Genomic DNA, 16,332 nt, shown 5'->3' with positions numbered 1-16,332 from the left:
ATCACTCCCTGCTGAATCTGTTCACGTTGTTTTTGCCTATAAGCAAGCCACACACAGGGCGCAATGCGGCGTAGGCGGGCGGTTTTGCGTCACTGGTGGGACAAAGACCATCGCCCGGGTGGTTATCCGTAGCCTTTCGCGGCTTTTGTCAGCTGGCCCGGCGTATGTGCCTAACCAGTATCGAGACAGCGGCGGCTGCGTCCCTGCCTTTCATCGCGCGCACGATGGCGGCGTGATCAGTGTCTGCGCGTTGCTTCCACCGGGGACGCCAATAGGCAAACAGATGGCGCGCGCTGGCGATATGCAGATCGTCAATCGTGTGAAGCAGGCGCGGCAATCCGCAGGGCGTCAGGATGGCCCGGTGAAAAGCACGGTTTCCCGCTTCCCACTCCGGCATGGTCCGGGCGGCGTCGCAGGCCAGCCGTGCTTCGTCAATCTTACGCAAGGCGGCTGGCGTCAGGTTCTGAACCGCGTGCTGCATCGCCAGCGGTTCCAGCGCCACGCGCATTTCGATGACTTCGCGCACTTCGGATGGGTCCAGCGCGGTGACCCGCATCCCGCGCCGCGGCTCGCTTTTGGCCAGCCCATGCGCCTCCAGCCTCAGCAGAGCTTCGCGCACCGGAACATGGCTGGTCTCGAATGCGCGGGCGATATGGTCCTGACGCAGTTTTTCACCGGCGATCAGGTCGCCGGTGACGATTTGCTGGCTGAGTTTCTGATAGATCGTATCGGCAATGGTCGCGGTCATAGATTGTAGATAAAAATGAAGCCCGCCTTCCACAAGCAGATAATTCAGCCCGCGAACGGGTCCGGGGCAATATTGCCGCCGCAAATCAGAACGGCCACATTCTCGCCCGGTTCCGGCCGATAGGCACCCGACATCAAGGCCGCCAAAGCCGTTGCCCCTGCCGGTTCCACCAGAAGCCTATGGGCCTGCCACAATGCGCGCTGCGCCTTGGTGATGGCCGCATCCGGGACCAGAACCGATGATATGCCGCGTGCCAGATCGAAACAGATCGATCCGATCCGCCTCGCGCCCAATGCGTTTGCCGCAACCCCTGATACGGACACATCCACCGGTTCCCCGGCCTGCAACGCGGCGTGCAGCGCGCAGGAGGTTTCCGGTTCGACCGCCACAACTTTGCGCGCACCCTGAAACCAGGCCAAAGCCCCGGCAATCAGACCGCCGCCACCGACCGCGACAAGAACGGTATCCGCCTGCAAGCCCTGCGCCTCCCACTCGGCGAAACAGGTGCCCTGCCCGGCCACCGTCGCCGGTGCGTCGTAAGCATGGATCTGCATTGCCCCGGTTTCTTCTTCATGAGAACGGGCCTGGGTCAGCGCATTGGCGTATTCGCCGGGAACAACGCTCAGGTCGGCGCCGGTCTGCTCGATCAGCGCAATTTTGGACGGCCCCGCCAGTTCCGGCACAAAAATCTTGGCCGGGTGGCCCAGCGACTGCGCCGCATAGGCCGCCGCCGCACCGTGGTTGCCGCCTGATGCCGCAACAACGCCCGCCTCGGGCACATCCAGGCTGAGCAGCGTGTTGAAGGCCCCGCGTGCCTTGAAACTGCCGGTGTGCTGCAAATGCTCAAGCTTCATTTCAACCGGAAACCCCGGAATGCGGCTTTCCATCACCGGCGTGACCTGTGCATAGCCGGCAATGCGATCCCGCGCCGCCGATATTTCACTCTTCCAGTTCATTCTTGTCTTTCCGTGGCTGGCACTCTGTCCGCGAACCCTATAGCTGTTTGAAAAACACGCAAGCAGGGATCGTTCACCCATGAGAGAAGACCGACTCAGCCCCTTCCGCGACGCGCAGACCGACCGGTCGACCGCAAGCGAGGTGCCGGACACGCCACAGACACGGTCGCCCGCCTATCGTCTGGCCTTTGCCGACGAGGACTTCATGTGCCGGGAAGAACTGCGACCGGTGCGCCTGCAACTGGAATTGCTGAAACCCGAGATGATCATGACCGAGCGCGAGATCACCTCGACCATCGTGATGTTCGGAGGGGCCCGCATTCCCGAACCGTCACAAAAGCACACCGCCCGGACCGAAACGCTGGCCGGTCTGTCGCAGTATTACGACGAAGCGCGGGAATTTGCCCGGCTGATGACCCTGAAGTCGAAGGAAACCGGCTGCCGCGAAAACGTGATCGTCACCGGCGGCGGTCCCGGCGTGATGGAGGCCGGAAACCGCGGTGCACAGGATGCCGAAGGTTACTCGATCGGTCTGAACATCGTGCTGCCGCACGAACAGGCACCAAACCTTTACGTGACACCGGACCTGAGCTTCAATTTCCACTATTTCGCGATCCGCAAGATGCATTTCCTGATGCGCGCCCGCGCCATCACCATCTTCCCCGGCGGCTTCGGCACGATGGATGAACTGTTCGAGTCGCTGACCCTGATCCAGACCGGTCGTATGGAGCGCGTCCCCTTCTTGCTGTTTGGCCGCGCATTCTGGGAAAAGGTCATCAACTGGGAAGCTTTGGCGGACGCTGGCACCATTTCGGACGAAGACCTGGACCTTTTCCGTTTCGTCGACACGGCACAAGAGGCGGTCGGGATCATCGAAAACTGGGAACCCGCCCCGCCCCGCGACGAAATCCCGGGGCGCTGACGGATGACGGCACCAAAGACCGGAGAAATGCTTCACCTGCGCGGGAATGCCCTGAAAATGGGCGAGCCGGTGGCGCTGCCGCTGACGCAAAGCAGCATGTTCCACTTGCCGGGCCCGCCGGATGGTCACGCGACCTACGGACGCGTCGACAATCCAACATGGGTACATCTTGAGAACGTGCTGGCACATCTGGAAGACGCGCCCTGCCTCAGCTTTCCGTCCGGCATGGCGGCAATATCAGCGGCGTTGTTTGCGACCGTGCAAGCCGGATCGCGCCTGCTGATCCCATCGGACGGATATTACGTCACGCGCCTGCTGGCGGACAGGTTCCTCTCACGCCTTGGCGTGAAGATCGAGGAACGTCCCACCACCGCCTTTGCCGAAGGCGGCTTTGACGGGTTCGATGTGGTCTTTGTCGAAAGCCCTTCGAACCCCGGACTGGACATGATCGATCTGGCAGCCGTAGCCGGACATGTGCGCACCGCCGGGGGGCTGACCATTGCCGACAATACGACCCTGACACCATTGGGCCAGCGCCCGCTGGATCTGGGCATCGACGTCGTCGTGTCTTCGGACACCAAGGCGATGGGTGGGCATTCCGACATGCTGATGGGCCATGTGGCCAGCCGCGACGCCAAGATCATGGAGCGGGTCGAGGAATGGCGGAAGATCTCCGGCTCGATCCCCGGACCTCATGAGGCATGGCTGTTGCACCGCGGGCTGGAAACGCTGGACGTCCGGTTCGACCGCATGTGCGCGTCGGCACAGGTTCTGGCAGAACGGCTGGCGGCGCACCCGGCCGTGAAAAAAGTCCGTTACCCCGGTCTGTCCAATGACCCGTCACACGCATTGGCACAGGCCCAAACAGCGCGGTTCGGCTTTCTGCTGTCTCTGACACTGGATAGCGAGGACACCGCCGAAACCTTCATCAACGCCTGCCCATTGCTGCGCCCGGCCACCTCGTTCGGAGGCATCCACAGCTCGGCCGAGCGTCGCGCACGGTGGGGCGACGCCGTCGATCCTGCCTTCATCCGCCTGTCGGTCGGATGCGAGCCGGTGGAGGAACTGTGGCAGGCCATCGAGGCCAGCCTGAACGCGCTGTGATTACTTCTTGGGCTCACGCAGTTCTGTGAACACGTAAATCGGCAGCACCACGCTGGCGATCAAAGCCCCCAACCAGACCAGCAAAGTTGCAGCCAGCAGATTGGAGATGCCGCCGACCGTAAGACCCGTCGTCACCAGATCAGTTACCAAAAGGCCTACAAAGGTCACGATCAGCGCAATCCCGCCTTTCAGCGCGGGCGCTTTCTTCTCTCCCAGCTTCAGGATCAGCGGTTCGGCCACGACCTGAACAAGGGTGAATACGATCACCACGACAATGAACGAGATTGGCCGGATCGCGAAACCGGACAACAGAAGTGAGGCGATCAACAACCCGATGGCATTCCCCGCCAGAAGGGCCAGTGCGGATTTTATTCTGCGTGTCATGGGGGCTCCGTCAGAAAACAAGCTGAAATATGCATATGTTATCAGACCTGCGGGAATTTGCGAGCGGTTTCAAAAGCCTCTTCCAATCGGGGCATTGAAATCGCATGATAAAAAACATGCCCAACGATCAGACGTGACCCGCGAGAGTGAGATGAGCGACGATCCATATTCGGTCCTTGGCGTCCAAAAAGACGCCAGCGCCGCTGATATCAAGAAAGCCTACAGGCGCATTGCCAAGGATTGCCACCCGGACCTGAAACCGGGTGACGCCAAAGCCGAGGCAAAGTTCAAAGCTGCCGCAGCAGCCTATGATCTGCTGAAAGACCCCGAAACGCGGGCGCGCTATGACAATGGCGAAATTGATGCATCGGGTCAGGAGAGACCGCAGCAGCAATATTACCGCGACTATGCCGAGGCGGCAGGAAATCCCTATCGTTCGGGTGCGTCTTATGGCGACCCCGAGGATATGTCCGACATCTTTGCCGAGTTCATGCGTGGGCGCGGCGGGCGCAGCCAGCACCGCAGCCATGAATTTCACGCGCCCGGTCACAACCTGAACTATTCGCTTCAGGTCAGCTTTCTGGACGCGGTGTTCGGGGCGAGCCAGAAGTTGACCCTGCCCGATGGTGATCGAATCGAGGTCAAAATCCCCGCTGGCATCACCGATGGTCAGACCATCAGGCTGCGCGGCAAGGGTGCGCCCGGATATGGACAGGGGCCTGCGGGCGATGCGCTTGTCACCATCTCGGTCGCCAGGCATCCGGTCTTTGACCGGCAGGGCGACGACATCCACATCACTCTGCCGATCTCGATCGACGAGGCGATTCTGGGCGGCAAGGTTCCCGCCCCCACGATTGACGGTGGCGTGAACGTCAGCGTCCCGGCGGGGACCAGCAGCGGCAAGACCCTGCGCCTGCGCGGCAAGGGTGTCAAAAAGCGGGGTGCGTCCGAGCGCGGGGATCAGCTGATCGAACTGATCGTGACCCTGCCGGACAAGGTCGATGATGACCTCAGGGCCTTCATGGAAACCTGGCGTGAAACGCATCGCTACGATCCACGCGAGGGGATGCCGTCATGACCCGACACCTGACCGAAGACGAAGTGCTCGCAACTATTGCCCGCCTGACCCCGGACCGGCTGTCCGTTTATCTGGCCGCTGAAATTGTGATCCCCGAGCAAACCGAGCAAGGGCTTGTCTACCAGAGCATCGACGTCGCCCGTCTGGAACTGGCCTGCGAACTGCATGATCAATACGAGATGGAGCCCGACGCGCTGTCGATGATGATTTCCCTGATCGACCAGATGCATTGTCTGCGCGCCGAACTGCGCGAGGTTCTGAATGCCGTCGATACGCAGCCCGAACCGGTGCGCCAAACCCTGATCGAGGTCATCGGGTCGGCCCGGTTTGGTCGCAAATAATCTGCGATCAGTTGTTCACAAGGTATTCTTCCGGCACGAAAAACGTGTAATCCCGATCCGCCACGGCCTCGTGGCAGTCGTGGCAATAGGAAACAGCTTCTGACCGAGCGCCCATCGTGTCACCAAAAAGCGATCCGTCCGGCATAACCATGATATAGCGCCAGTCGCCGGTTTCAGGGCTGGCGCCTTTGGCCAGCTTTTCCATTACGAACATGGCACCCGGGTGCAGATTGCCGGTATCAGTGACCGTCATGCTGTCCTTGGCCAGAACCGACCCCATCGGCAACTCTTCGCCCTCTTGCAGGGTTCCGTAATTATGCGCCATGCGATTGGCGTAGCTGTTCACGTAGCGCTGACCGTGTGTGGCCGAGATATAAGGCGCATCGTTGAACAGCGGCCAGCTTTGATAGTTCCGGATCAAATCCATCTGCGCAGCCGCGTACCCGCGCGCCAGACGCTTTTGCAGGGACTTATAGAACTTGCGCGCATCATTTTTCGACAAATCCGCCGGGTTCTCGATGGCCAGATGCGCGTCTTCATCACTGGACTGAGCCGCAGAGAAGGACGGCAGGGCCGTTGCCATGATCAGGAAAACGAGGGGTTTCAAAAGCTGAATCTGGTATCGTGCAATCATACTGGATGACCCACCTGAGTTGAAAAAGGCTTGCCTTGTTTCAGCGCACCTGCATCAGATTCGATCATAACAGGCGCAAATAAACCTGCCACAACCGGTCCATGGCTTTCACCGCCTTGTGCACACGCGTGAACCCCCCGGGCGCTGACAAGATGAAACATAACAAATCGCGCATATAAAGAACAGGCGCGGGAACATTAATTCTCGCGACCGGCAGGGTTGCAAGTGTCAGGGTCAGGTTCCCAGACCGGCCTCGGCCTCGATCTGCTTGCGGGACTTCCGCGCGCGTTCGGTCGCCGATTTCAGCTGCCCGCAGGCCGCCATGATGTCCTCACCCCGCGTCTTGCGGATGGGTGAGGCGTATCCGGCCTGATAGATGATGTTGGCAAAGGCCCGAATGCGGTTGTTCGAGCTGCGCTTGTACGGCGCGCCGGGCCATTCGTTGAACGGGATCAGGTTGATCTTTGCCGGAATGTTATGGCGCTTGATGTGGTCGATCAGGCGGTGCGCGTCTTCGTCACTATCATTCACACCATCCAGCATGACGTATTCAAAGGTGATCCGCTCGGAATTCGACGCGTTCGGATAGCTGGACAGCGCCTGCAGCAACTCTTCGATATTCCAGCGCTTGTTGATCGGCACCAGCACATCGCGCGTTTCATCCGTGGTCGCGTGGAAAGAGATCGCAAGCAGACACCCGATTTCTTCGGCAGTCCGTGCAATTTCCGGCACCACGCCGGATGTGGACAGCGTGATGCGACGGCGCGACAGGGAAATCCCTTCGGGATCCATGGCGATCTTCATCGCATCGCGGACGTTTTCGAAGTTATACAGCGGCTCACCCATGCCCATCAGAACGATATTCGACAGCAGACGGGTTTCGTCCTTGGGCGCGCCGGGGACGGGCCATTCCTCAAGGTCGTCGCGGGCCATCATTACCTGACCTACAACCTCGGCCGCGGTCAGGTTGCGCACAAGTTTCTGAGTGCCCGTATGACAGAACGAACAGGTCAGAGTGCAGCCGACCTGAGACGAGATGCACAGCGTCCCCCTGTCTTCTTCGGGGATATAGACCACTTCGACCTCATGCCCGCCGGCGATGCGACACAAGTACTTGCGGGTGCCGTCTTCGGACACCTGACGGGTCACAACCTCGGGAACCTCGATGACGAAATGCTCGGCCAGTTGCGCGCGATAGGCTTTGGCGAGATTTGTCATCTCGGCAAAGTCGCGCACGCCCCATTGATAGATCCACTGCCAGATCTGGCCGGTGCGCATCTTGGCCTGCTTTTCCGGCGTACCGTGTTCGATCAGTACCTCGCGCAAGCGGTCACGGGTCAGACCGACAAGGTTCACCTTCCCCTCGGGCAATTTGCGGGGGATGGTCATGACATCCTGAGTGATCGGCGCTTTGGGCGACATGTGGCTATCTCGAAGAATTCTGGCTTGGGATGCGCCTCTATATAGGATTGCGCGCAAAGATCAAAAGGAATCGTGCGACTTAATTTGCCATGCGCAGCAATTCGTCCACGCGCGCCCGACCCAGATCAATGCGGCAGGACGCGATGGCAATCCCGGTTCCAGACCCGCCGCCATACGACGCACCTACGGCGTCACACTGCATATCGCGATACGTGGTCCAAGCTTTTTGTGCAGCCTCCAGCGCCGGTTGCGCCGCCACGCGGCCTGTCACCTCATCCAACTCTGCCGCAGTCTGTATGGCAAAATCGAAACTGGCCTTCACCGCCATGTTTACGCGTTCTTCCATTTTCCCGACGCAAGACCCGATCTCAACCTGCGAACCTGCATCAGAGCATTCCAGGCTGGGGTCGGCCAACGCTGCGGATGAGAATAGAAGTGCTATCAAGACGTAACGCATCATCGTTTCCACATGTGAACCCTTACATCAGGGCACAGTAGCACGTGTTTTCCCTGCGTCCCAATCGCAGTTCGGTCGCAAAGACCTAGTCGATGCGACCGAAACAAGTACATTTCGCTTTCAGGGTTTCAGATCAGGCGAATACGTCAAACGCCCGGGGGAAGGATATCGCAATCCGCAGCGTCCAGGGTTTGTACGGGATCTTCCGGACCACATTGTTCACCGGTCACAGGGTATGTTTCGGCGGTCTTTTCACACGCGCTCAGCAACATCGCGGCCATCATCAGCGCGGCAAGTGATTTGTTCAGCATTGGCAGGTTCCTTCTCAATTCCTGAACCGATTAGTTCAGAAAAAGCGGATTGCCTGCCTTGATGCGGATCAAGTTCAGGATCGAACGTTGCGTCAAGGCAAAGACTGCATTGCGCCATTTCACGAAAAAGCCCCGCCGGATGACGGGGCCGCATGAACGTGAATTCAGCGCTTAGTTGGTGCAGCGCTTCTCGGCGTCTTCGATCGCTGCGGTGAACCCCAGCAGCGAGAACGTGTCTTTGGTCTGAGTTCCGCGTTCCGAGCGGGCCGTCAGAACCGCCTCGGTGCCGCGCTTCATGGCTGCAACCACCTTAAGGTCTTCACCTTCGGTCGCCGGCCAGGCCCATTCGCCCTCGGTGATCAGTTCAAACTCGGTCCCGTCGACGTTCAGATTGACCGTCGATCCAGGCGCAAAGGGATAGCCGCCGGTAAACGTGACCTGCCCTTTAACCTCGGCATTGGGGCGGAAGAACACAAACAGCAGAATATCGCTGCGGCGCACCGAAACCACTCGGCCGCCACGTGTGTTGACCGTTTCCCTTGGCGCAGAAACGCTCCAGCATTCCGTCGGATCGCTTTCGACAAAAACGCTCCAGTCGGTTTTTGCCGCAACCCTGTTGGTGCTGCTTGCCTGTTGGGCCGTTGCGGTTGTTGCCATCCCGGCCATGCACAAGCCCGCAACTGCGCGGACTAGTCTTGATCCCATTTGTCCAGCCTCCTAGCCCGACCCATACCCCAAACCGATCGGACGCGTCCGCGAACCCTTATGGTCCGTCTCTCGTATGTTGCGCATTCCGATAATTGCCGACATACACACACTAACGCAGGTTTCGCCACAGGCGAAAGGGCGATTGGCAGAAATTTGCGCATAATTTCGGAGGATAACATGACGCAGCCCGTGGCAATGACAGAACTGTGGCGCGGCTCGCTGCTGGAAAGCCTGCATCTGGGCCATGCAGTGATCTGTGACGACAGTGGCCAGATCGTAAAAAGCTGGGGCGATCCGCAGGCGGTTATCTATCCGCGGTCGTCTGCGAAGATGATCCAGGCTCTGCCGCTGCTCACCTCGGGTGCTTCAGCTAGATACGGGTTGAACAGCGAACATCTGGCGTTGGCCTGCGCGTCACATAGCGGTGCCGCGATTCACACTGATCGTGTATCGGCGTGGCTGGATCATCTGGGTCTGGCCGAGCCTGACCTGCGCTGCGGCCCGCAAGAGCCGCAGGACATGGCCGCGCGGGATGGGTTGATCCTGGCCGATGATACGCCCTGCCAGATCCACAACAACTGTTCAGGCAAACATTGCGGGTTCCTTTCGGTGGCGCAGCATATGGGCGCCGGGCCGGAATATCTTGAAATCGATCACCCGGTTCAGCAGGCCTGCTTGGCGGCCTTCGAAGAAACCACGGGTGAAACCAGCCCGACCTATGGAATTGATGGGTGTTCCGCCCCGAATTTCGCAACAACACTTTCGGGTCTGGCGCGGTCGATGGCCTGGTTCGCCTCGGCGGCGGACAGATCTGACCGAGCCAGCGATGCCGCGCGCCAACTGACCGAGGCCATGATCGCGCACCCTGAACTGGTTGCCGGGGAAACCCGGGCCTGTACCGAACTGATGCGCGCCATGAATGGTCGCGCTGCAATCAAAACCGGGGCCGAGGCGGTTTTTGTCGCCATCATCCCCGAGAAACGAATGGGCGTTGCGCTGAAAATCACCGATGGCTCAACCCGCGCCAGCGAGTGCGCCATCGCTGCTATTCTGGTCAGCCTCGGTGTGCTGGAGGCCGATCACCCGGCCACCCGCAAGTTTATGAACGCCATTCAATACAGCCGCCGTGGGCTGGAATGCGGCGTGATCAGACCAGCACCGGGGTTTCCCGGCTAAGCCCGCTACATCTCGATTTCATGCACCTCGGCCACTTCGACCGAGCCCGAGCCATTGACGACCATTGGACAGCCTTTGGCCATTTCGGTCGCGGCATCAATGCTGTCGGCCCGAACGACCGTGAACCCCGAGGCGGGGTTGGCGCCGCCATTATCGGCAACGCCATTGTTGCTGACCGTATAGGACTGACCCACCGGGTTGCCGGGGATATCCAGCGAATCGCCCATGCCCTGAAACCAAGCACCCCATGCGGCCATGGTCGCCTCGATCTCGGCGGGGTCGGTTGGGGTTGTTCCCCCGTGATAGACAAACAAATATTGGGGCATATCGCTCCTCCCTTTTTGAAAACCTACGTGCACTGGGCCTGCAATTTGCGCAGGGACGAAGTCCAGCCCATCTCGTGATTGGCTGCAACCTCGGCATCCGCGAGCTCGCGATGATCCACGGTCAGTCGCGCCCCGGTTTGCGTCGCGGCAACGGAAAAGGTCACGTGGCTTTCCGCACCGCGCTTGTCCTGATCATCATGCCAGGCCCAAGTGAAGCCAACCGACTTCGGCGGATCAACATGGGTCACGTGACCGGACACCTTGAACTGTTTGCCCTCATCGTTCTGCATGACCGAGAACCATGGTCCGGTTCGTGAAAAGTCCAGATCATGCTCGGGCACGTGCACACCTTCCGGCCCCCACCATCGCAACAGCTTTGCGCCGTCGCTGATCCAGGCAAACAGGGTTTCGGGGCTGACGGGAAATTCCCGTTCGAGTTTCAGGTCGGCCATGAATTCTCCTGTTCAAGTATGTCGCCCAAACGGTCGAGGCTGGCCTCCCAGAACTGCCGCTTGGAAATGGTCCATTCCGCAATCGCGCGCAGGCCATCGGGCTGGATTGAGTAAATCCGTTGAGTGCCGTTCACCCGTTGCCGCACCAGTCCGGCTTCCCGCAGAACCTTGAGATGACGAGAGATCGCGGCACCGGACATGCCCCGGCCTTCAATCAGATCACCGGCGGGCAGCTCACCTTTCTCCATCAGTTGTTCAACGATCGAAAAGCGGGTGGCGTCGGACAGGGCAGAAAAAGCGGTCAGAAGCGTGTTCATGACCAATAATTAACACATGCGTTAAATAAAGGGAAGCCTCGATCAGATCGTGACGAATTCCGCGCGGGTATAGCCCTGCAGGTAAAGCAGCGCCGTCAGATCACCATGGTTGACGCGAACCTCGCACTGCTCAGCGACCGACGGTTTGGCGTGCAGCGCGACGCCGGTTCCGGCGCGGCTCAGCATGCCCAGATCGTTGGCCCCGTCGCCCACCGCAATAACATCGGCCTCGGCCAGGCCCAGGCGGCTGGTGACCTGCTCCAGGGCTTCAATCTTGGCCTGACGCCCCAGGATGGGGTGCTGGACTTTTCCGGTCAGCTTGCCGTTTTCGAACAGCAGCGTATTGGCCCGGTTTTCGTCAAAGCCCAACAGCTCAGAGACCCGTGCGGTGAAGGCGGTGAACCCGCCAGAGACCAGCGCTGCATAACCGCCATTTGTCCGCATCGTGCCCAACAAGGTCTTACCACCGGGCATCAGCGTAATGCGCTCATCCAGAACTTTCTCGATGACGCCGACATCAAGACCTTTCAGAAGGTCGACCCGTTCCGTCAGCGCGCCTTCGAAATCCAGTTCGCCGTTCATGGCCCGAGCCGTGATATCCTTGACCCGTTCGCCGACACCCGCCTCATCCGCCAGTTCATCAATGCACTCCTGCTGGATCATGGTGCTGTCCATGTCCGCCAGCAGCATCCTTTTGCGCCGTCCTTCCGCCGGCTGCACGATCAGATCAACCCCCATCTGCTGCAAATCCGCCCAGACGTCCCAGCGATTTCCGGGCATCTCTGACAGCGGGAATTCCGCCGCCTCATCCGGGCTGAGCCACAGAATATCGCCACCGCCCCAGGCATTTCGCAACGACTCGACCAAAGCCAGGTCCAGCGTCCGTGTCTCGGGGCTGGTCAGCAGAGTGGCAATGTACATATTCGATCTCCTGCAAGCTCACCTGCGAAGAATCGCGGGTACAGTATTTTGGCCAGAGGCCGTTGCGAAAACACGCCCCGCTGGGTCAGGTCGTGCCCGCCCGTCACCCGACAGGTGCCTGAAGTTCCACGCGTCCCTGATCCGTCAGCAACCAGCATCTTCGACCTTCGAACACCGCGACACTCACGCTTTTTCCATAGCCCGCGCCGCTGTCCAGATTGACCCGGTTTCCGTAATGGGTCGCCCTGTCTACCGGTGTGTGGCCATGCACAATCAGCTTTGAATACGCCTTCTTGTGCGCATGAAAGGCCTGTCTGATCCAGACCAGATCGTTTTCGTTCTGATCGCTCAGCGACACGCCGGGGCGGACGCCGGCATGCACGAAAGCAACCTGTTGGGTCTGGTACATGGCAAGAAGACCACGCAGGAAATTCACATGCGACTTCGGAACCGCCGCACGGGCCATTGCGTGCAGGTCTTCAAGCCGGATGCGATCCTCGAACTCCACTCCGTAGCTGCGCAAGGTCTCGATACCGCCAAGGCGCTCGTGCAGCCAGTGGTACCCGACCAGCAGATGGGGGTCGTGGCGGGGAACATCCTCCATGAACCAGGCAAACATGCGATCGTGATTGCCCAGCAGCGTGATCCAGTCCCGGCCTTCACCGCGGCCCGCAATGAGCCTTTCGATCACACCCCGACTGTCCCGGCCGCGATCGACATAGTCCCCCAGAAACACGATGCGCGCATCCGGCCCGCCATCGCGCTCGACCAGTTGCATCGCCCGTTCAAACTCGGCCACTTGCCCATGCAGATCGCCGACTGCGTAAACTGGCATTGTCATTGGTATCCTCCGGTGACGACCACAGGGAACGTTCTGGCGCAATTGACGACTTTCATAAAGCCGATACCCGCAAGGATGCACCTGCGGGTATCCGAGCGTCTCAGATTCTCAACAGGCTTCAGGCCACATCAAATTCCAGCGGCTTGATCTGCGTGAACAATCCGGTCTCCGCCAGTTTGGCCCGTGCCTCGGCCGGGACGGGTTCGTCAACATAGAGCAAGGCGATCGCCTCGCCGCCAGCTTCGGACCGGCCGAGCGTAAAGTTCGCGATGTTCACACCATGCTCTCCCATGGTCTGTCCTAGCGTACCGATGATGCCCGGAACGTCCTCGTTGGTGGTATAGAGCATGTGCGACCCGATCTCGGCATCGATATTGATGCCCTTGATCTGGATAAATCGCGGCTTTCCGTCGCTGAACACGGTTCCGCCGATCGAGCGTTCGCGCTTTTCCGTGACGACAGTCACCTTGATATACCCGTCAAAAGCACCCGATTTGTCCTGATTGGTGGTCGAGATCTTGATACCACGCTCTTTGGCAACCACGGGCGCCGACACCATGTTCACCTCGGGGTTGAACTTCTTCATGATCCCCGCGATCACCGAACAGTTCAGCGCCGCCAGGTTCATTTCCGCCGCGACACCATCGTAAAGGATGTTGATCGCCTTGATTGGTTCATCCGTCATCTGGCCAATGAAGCTGCCCAAATGACCCGCCAGCTTGATCCACGGTCCCATGATCTTGGCCTCTTCGGCGGTGACGCTGGGCATGTTCAGCGCGTTCTCGACTGCGCCTGTCAGCAGGTAGTTCGAGATCTGCTCGGCCACCTGAAGCGCGACGTTTTCCTGAGCCTCTGTCGTCGCCGCCCCAAGGTGCGGTGTGCAGACCACGTTGGGCAGGTTGAACAAAGGGTTGTCTTTCGCAGGCTCGGCACTGAACACATCGAACGCGGCCCCGGCGACGTGACCCGACTGCAGCATTTCGGCCAGCGCCTCCTCGTCGACCAGACCACCTCGGGCACAGTTGATAATGCGTACCCCCTTCTTGGTCTTGGCCAGATTCTCGCGGCTCAGGATGTTGCGCGTCTGGTCGGTCAGCGGCACGTGCAGAGTGATGAAATCCGCGCGGGCCAGCAGCTGATCCAGGTCGACCTTTTCGACTCCTATCGCGTCGGCTTTTTCCTCGCTCAGATAGGGATCATAAGCGATGACCTTCATTTTCAACCCATGCGCGCGCTCGCAGACGATGCCGCCGATATTGCCCGCACCGATTACGCCCAGGGTCTTGTTGGTCAGCTCGATCCCCATGAACTTGGACTTTTCCCACTTGCCCGCATGGGTCGAGGTGCTGGCCTCGGGAATTTGCCGTGCCACGGCGAACATCATCGCAATCGCATGTTCTGCGGTGGTGATCATGTTGCCGAAAGGCGTGTTCATCACGATCACGCCCTTTTTCGAGGCCGCTTCCTTGTCGATATTGTCGGTCCCGATCCCGGCGCGGCCGATGACTTTCAGCTTGTCCGCCTTCTCCAGAATTGTCGGTGTGACCTTGGTGGCCGACCGGATGGCAAGACCGTCATATTGGCCAATCACCTCGGCCAGTTTGTCTTTGTCCTTGCCCAGGTCAGGCATGAAATCCACGTCGATGCCGCGATCACGGAAGATCTGCACGGCGGTTTCGCTGAGTTTGTCAGAGACGAGTACTTTGGGAGCCATATTCTCTGGTCCTTGAATTGTATAGGATGTCCGGGCCTGATGTGGCCCGGTGAATAAGATCAGGCGGCCTCAGATTGCGCCGCGATTTCAGCCTCGAAGGCCCATGCCAGCCAGGGCAGCATCGCCTCGATATCCGAGGTTTCAACCGTGCCGCCGCACCAGATGCGCAGGCCCGCAGGCGCGTCGCGATAGGCCCCGATGTCCAGCGCGATATTCTCGGCTTCAAGCCGCTTGGCCACGGCCTTGGCGAAACCCGCTCCGTCCTGAATGCGCGCGTCGGTGAACTTCAGACAGACCGAAGTATTCGACTGCGTCGCCGCATCCTCGGCCAGATTGGCAATCCAGTCATTCTGTTTGCAGAACGCGTGCACCGCACCGGCATTGGCATCCGCACGGGCCATCAGCCCCTGCAACCCGCCGACCGAGCGCGCCCAGTCCAATGCGAACAGGTAATCCTCGACCGCCAGCATCGACGGCGTGTTGATCGTGGCACCGGTAAAGATGCCCTCGATCAGCTTGCCACCTTTGGTCAGGCGGAAAATCTTGGGCAGAGGCCAAGCCGGTGTGTAGTTTTCCAGCCGCTCCACCGCACGGGGGCTCAGGATAAGCATGCCGTGCGCCGCCTCACCGCCCAGCACTTTCTGCCAGCTGAAGGTGGTCACATCCAGCTTGCCCCACGGCAGGTCCATCGCGAAAGCTGCCGAGGTCGCGTCGCAGATCGTCAGGCCCTGACGGTCATCCGCAATCCAGTCGCCATTCGGAACCCGCACACCCGAGGTCGTTCCGTTCCAAGTGAACACCACATCATTGGCAAAATCGACCGTCGCCAGATCAACAATCTGACCGTAATCCGCAGTCTTGACCTCGGCGTCGATCTTCAGCTGCTTGACCACATCGGTCACCCAACCCGCGCCAAAGCTCTCCCACGCCAGCATCTCGACCTTGCGTTCGCCCAGCAGCGACCAGAGCGCCATCTCAACCGCGCCGGTGTCCGAAGCGGGAACGATGCCGATCTTGTAATCGGCGGGAATACCCAGAATTTCGCGCGTGCCCTCAATGGCCGCCTTGAGCTTGTCCTTGCCGACAGCTGCTCGGTGCGACCGACCGAGTGCGGCGTCGGCCAGCTTGTTCAGTTCGAATGTAGGGGGTTTGGCGCAGGGGCCCGAAGAAAAACGCGGGTTCGCCGGCCGCAGTTCGGGTTTGCGCACGGCGTCTTGCGGCGCCGGTTGTTCGATAGTCATCTGTATTACCCTTCCAGATACACGCCCCTCGTTGGGGAGGGGTGTCCCACGGACAGAGGTATGGTCAGTTTGCACCCGCAGCAAGCAGAAAAGACGCTTCGTTGGGTGAAAACGACATCCAAAAAGGGCACAAATTGGAACGCAGGTTTCCGATTGGCGAAAAACCCCGCCAGTTTGCTGGCGGGGTATTATCTTTCACTCAGCGGCTTCTTCGTATTCTGACATTGGAGGGCATGTGCAGATGAGGTTTCTGTCGCCGTATGCGTTGTCGACGCGGTT

At 59.7% G+C, this 16,332-nt stretch carries 20 protein-coding genes; 5 read left to right on the top strand and 15 right to left on the bottom strand.

Going from position 1 to position 16,332, the window contains the following annotated elements; genetic code table 11:
* Window positions 1-148 precede the first annotated feature (148 nt).
* A complete protein-coding gene (locus ACR1XU_RS13125) occupies window positions 149-748 on the bottom strand; it encodes a GntR family transcriptional regulator (protein WP_480904261.1) in 600 nt (199 codons plus the stop codon).
* A gap of 44 nt (window positions 749-792) precedes the next feature.
* Window positions 793-1,704, bottom strand: a complete 912-nt coding sequence (locus ACR1XU_RS13120; protein ID WP_480904258.1) for a threonine/serine dehydratase — start codon at window positions 1,702-1,704, stop codon at window positions 793-795.
* A 79-nt stretch (window positions 1,705-1,783) separates the two neighbouring features.
* On the opposite strand from ACR1XU_RS13120, the gene ACR1XU_RS13115 reads away from it, so the two are divergent.
* Together ACR1XU_RS13115 and ACR1XU_RS13110 are read left to right on the top strand one after the other, a co-directional pair.
* Entirely contained in the window at window positions 1,784-2,626 is an 843-nt protein-coding gene (locus ACR1XU_RS13115) for an LOG family protein (RefSeq protein ID WP_170614151.1), read from the top strand.
* A gap of 3 nt (window positions 2,627-2,629) precedes the next feature.
* Window positions 2,630-3,730, top strand: coding sequence for a cystathionine gamma-lyase (locus ACR1XU_RS13110; RefSeq protein ID WP_480915616.1), 1,101 nt, complete (start codon window positions 2,630-2,632; stop codon window positions 3,728-3,730).
* Here the strand turns inward: ACR1XU_RS13110 and ACR1XU_RS13105 are convergent, their stop codons facing one another.
* On the bottom strand, window positions 3,731-4,114 hold the full coding sequence (locus ACR1XU_RS13105) for a hypothetical protein (protein WP_170679273.1): 384 nt from the start codon (window positions 4,112-4,114) through the stop codon (window positions 3,731-3,733).
* 151 nt (window positions 4,115-4,265) lie between these two features.
* On the opposite strand from ACR1XU_RS13105, the gene ACR1XU_RS13100 reads away from it, so the two are divergent.
* Both ACR1XU_RS13100 and ACR1XU_RS13095 read left to right on the top strand, forming a co-directional pair.
* Entirely contained in the window at window positions 4,266-5,192 is a 927-nt protein-coding gene (locus tag ACR1XU_RS13100) for a DnaJ C-terminal domain-containing protein (protein WP_480909455.1), read from the top strand.
* Entirely contained in the window at window positions 5,189-5,533 is a 345-nt protein-coding gene (locus ACR1XU_RS13095) for a hypothetical protein (protein ID WP_480909458.1), read from the top strand. The genes ACR1XU_RS13100 and ACR1XU_RS13095 overlap by 4 nt, the downstream gene beginning before the upstream one ends.
* A gap of 7 nt (window positions 5,534-5,540) precedes the next feature.
* Here ACR1XU_RS13095 and ACR1XU_RS13090 read toward each other — a convergent pair whose 3' ends face one another.
* The 5 genes from ACR1XU_RS13090 to ACR1XU_RS13070 form a co-directional block, all read right to left on the bottom strand.
* Window positions 5,541-6,167, bottom strand: a complete 627-nt coding sequence (locus ACR1XU_RS13090; RefSeq protein ID WP_480909461.1) for a cytochrome P460 family protein — start codon at window positions 6,165-6,167, stop codon at window positions 5,541-5,543.
* A 234-nt stretch (window positions 6,168-6,401) separates the two neighbouring features.
* Window positions 6,402-7,589, bottom strand: coding sequence for a dual-specificity RNA methyltransferase RlmN (gene rlmN, locus ACR1XU_RS13085; protein WP_480909463.1), 1,188 nt, complete (start codon window positions 7,587-7,589; stop codon window positions 6,402-6,404).
* Between the two features lie 79 nt (window positions 7,590-7,668).
* Window positions 7,669-8,049, bottom strand: coding sequence for a lysozyme inhibitor LprI family protein (locus ACR1XU_RS13080; protein WP_480909466.1), 381 nt, complete (start codon window positions 8,047-8,049; stop codon window positions 7,669-7,671).
* 143 nt (window positions 8,050-8,192) lie between these two features.
* Window positions 8,193-8,357: a hypothetical protein gene (locus ACR1XU_RS13075; protein ID WP_170679265.1), complete on the bottom strand. Its 165-nt coding sequence runs from the start codon at window positions 8,355-8,357 to the stop codon at window positions 8,193-8,195.
* A 171-nt stretch (window positions 8,358-8,528) separates the two neighbouring features.
* The gene (locus ACR1XU_RS13070) at window positions 8,529-9,062 is read right to left on the bottom strand and encodes an invasion associated locus B family protein (protein ID WP_170614143.1); all 534 of its coding nucleotides are present in this window, start codon (window positions 9,060-9,062) and stop codon (window positions 8,529-8,531) included.
* 180 nt (window positions 9,063-9,242) lie between these two features.
* Here ACR1XU_RS13070 and ACR1XU_RS13065 point away from each other — a divergent pair, with 180 nt between their 5' ends.
* Window positions 9,243-10,241 carry an asparaginase gene (locus tag ACR1XU_RS13065; protein WP_480909468.1) on the top strand — a complete coding sequence of 333 codons (999 nt, stop codon included), beginning with the start codon at window positions 9,243-9,245 and terminating at the stop codon, window positions 10,239-10,241.
* Between the two features lie 5 nt (window positions 10,242-10,246).
* On the opposite strand, the gene ACR1XU_RS13060 is transcribed toward ACR1XU_RS13065, so the two are convergent.
* The 7 genes from ACR1XU_RS13060 to ACR1XU_RS13030 form a co-directional block, all read right to left on the bottom strand.
* Window positions 10,247-10,567, bottom strand: a complete 321-nt coding sequence (locus tag ACR1XU_RS13060) for a YciI family protein (RefSeq protein WP_170619302.1) — start codon at window positions 10,565-10,567, stop codon at window positions 10,247-10,249.
* A 23-nt stretch (window positions 10,568-10,590) separates the two neighbouring features.
* Window positions 10,591-11,019 carry an SRPBCC family protein gene (locus tag ACR1XU_RS13055; RefSeq protein WP_480909471.1) on the bottom strand — a complete coding sequence of 143 codons (429 nt, stop codon included), beginning with the start codon at window positions 11,017-11,019 and terminating at the stop codon, window positions 10,591-10,593.
* The gene (locus tag ACR1XU_RS13050) at window positions 11,007-11,336 is read right to left on the bottom strand and encodes an ArsR/SmtB family transcription factor (protein WP_170614139.1); all 330 of its coding nucleotides are present in this window, start codon (window positions 11,334-11,336) and stop codon (window positions 11,007-11,009) included. Before ACR1XU_RS13050 ends, ACR1XU_RS13055 begins: the two co-directional genes overlap by 13 nt.
* A 42-nt stretch (window positions 11,337-11,378) precedes the next feature.
* Window positions 11,379-12,257 carry a phosphoserine phosphatase SerB gene (gene serB / locus ACR1XU_RS13045; protein ID WP_170614138.1) on the bottom strand — a complete coding sequence of 293 codons (879 nt, stop codon included), beginning with the start codon at window positions 12,255-12,257 and terminating at the stop codon, window positions 11,379-11,381.
* Window positions 12,258-12,360: 103 nt separating this feature from the next.
* Window positions 12,361-13,098 carry a metallophosphoesterase gene (locus tag ACR1XU_RS13040; RefSeq protein WP_480491133.1) on the bottom strand — a complete coding sequence of 246 codons (738 nt, stop codon included), beginning with the start codon at window positions 13,096-13,098 and terminating at the stop codon, window positions 12,361-12,363.
* A gap of 118 nt (window positions 13,099-13,216) precedes the next feature.
* The gene (serA, locus tag ACR1XU_RS13035) at window positions 13,217-14,812 is read right to left on the bottom strand and encodes a phosphoglycerate dehydrogenase (protein ID WP_170614136.1); all 1,596 of its coding nucleotides are present in this window, start codon (window positions 14,810-14,812) and stop codon (window positions 13,217-13,219) included.
* 59 nt (window positions 14,813-14,871) lie between these two features.
* On the bottom strand, window positions 14,872-16,053 hold the full coding sequence (locus tag ACR1XU_RS13030) for a phosphoserine transaminase (RefSeq protein WP_480909474.1): 1,182 nt from the start codon (window positions 16,051-16,053) through the stop codon (window positions 14,872-14,874).
* Window positions 16,054-16,332: the final 279 nt, after the last annotated feature.

It is taken from the genome of Ruegeria sp. D1(2025), from assembly GCF_056536425.1.
Note: the sequence above shows the minus strand (reverse complement) of the source record. Positions and strands in the feature narration are given on the sequence as shown.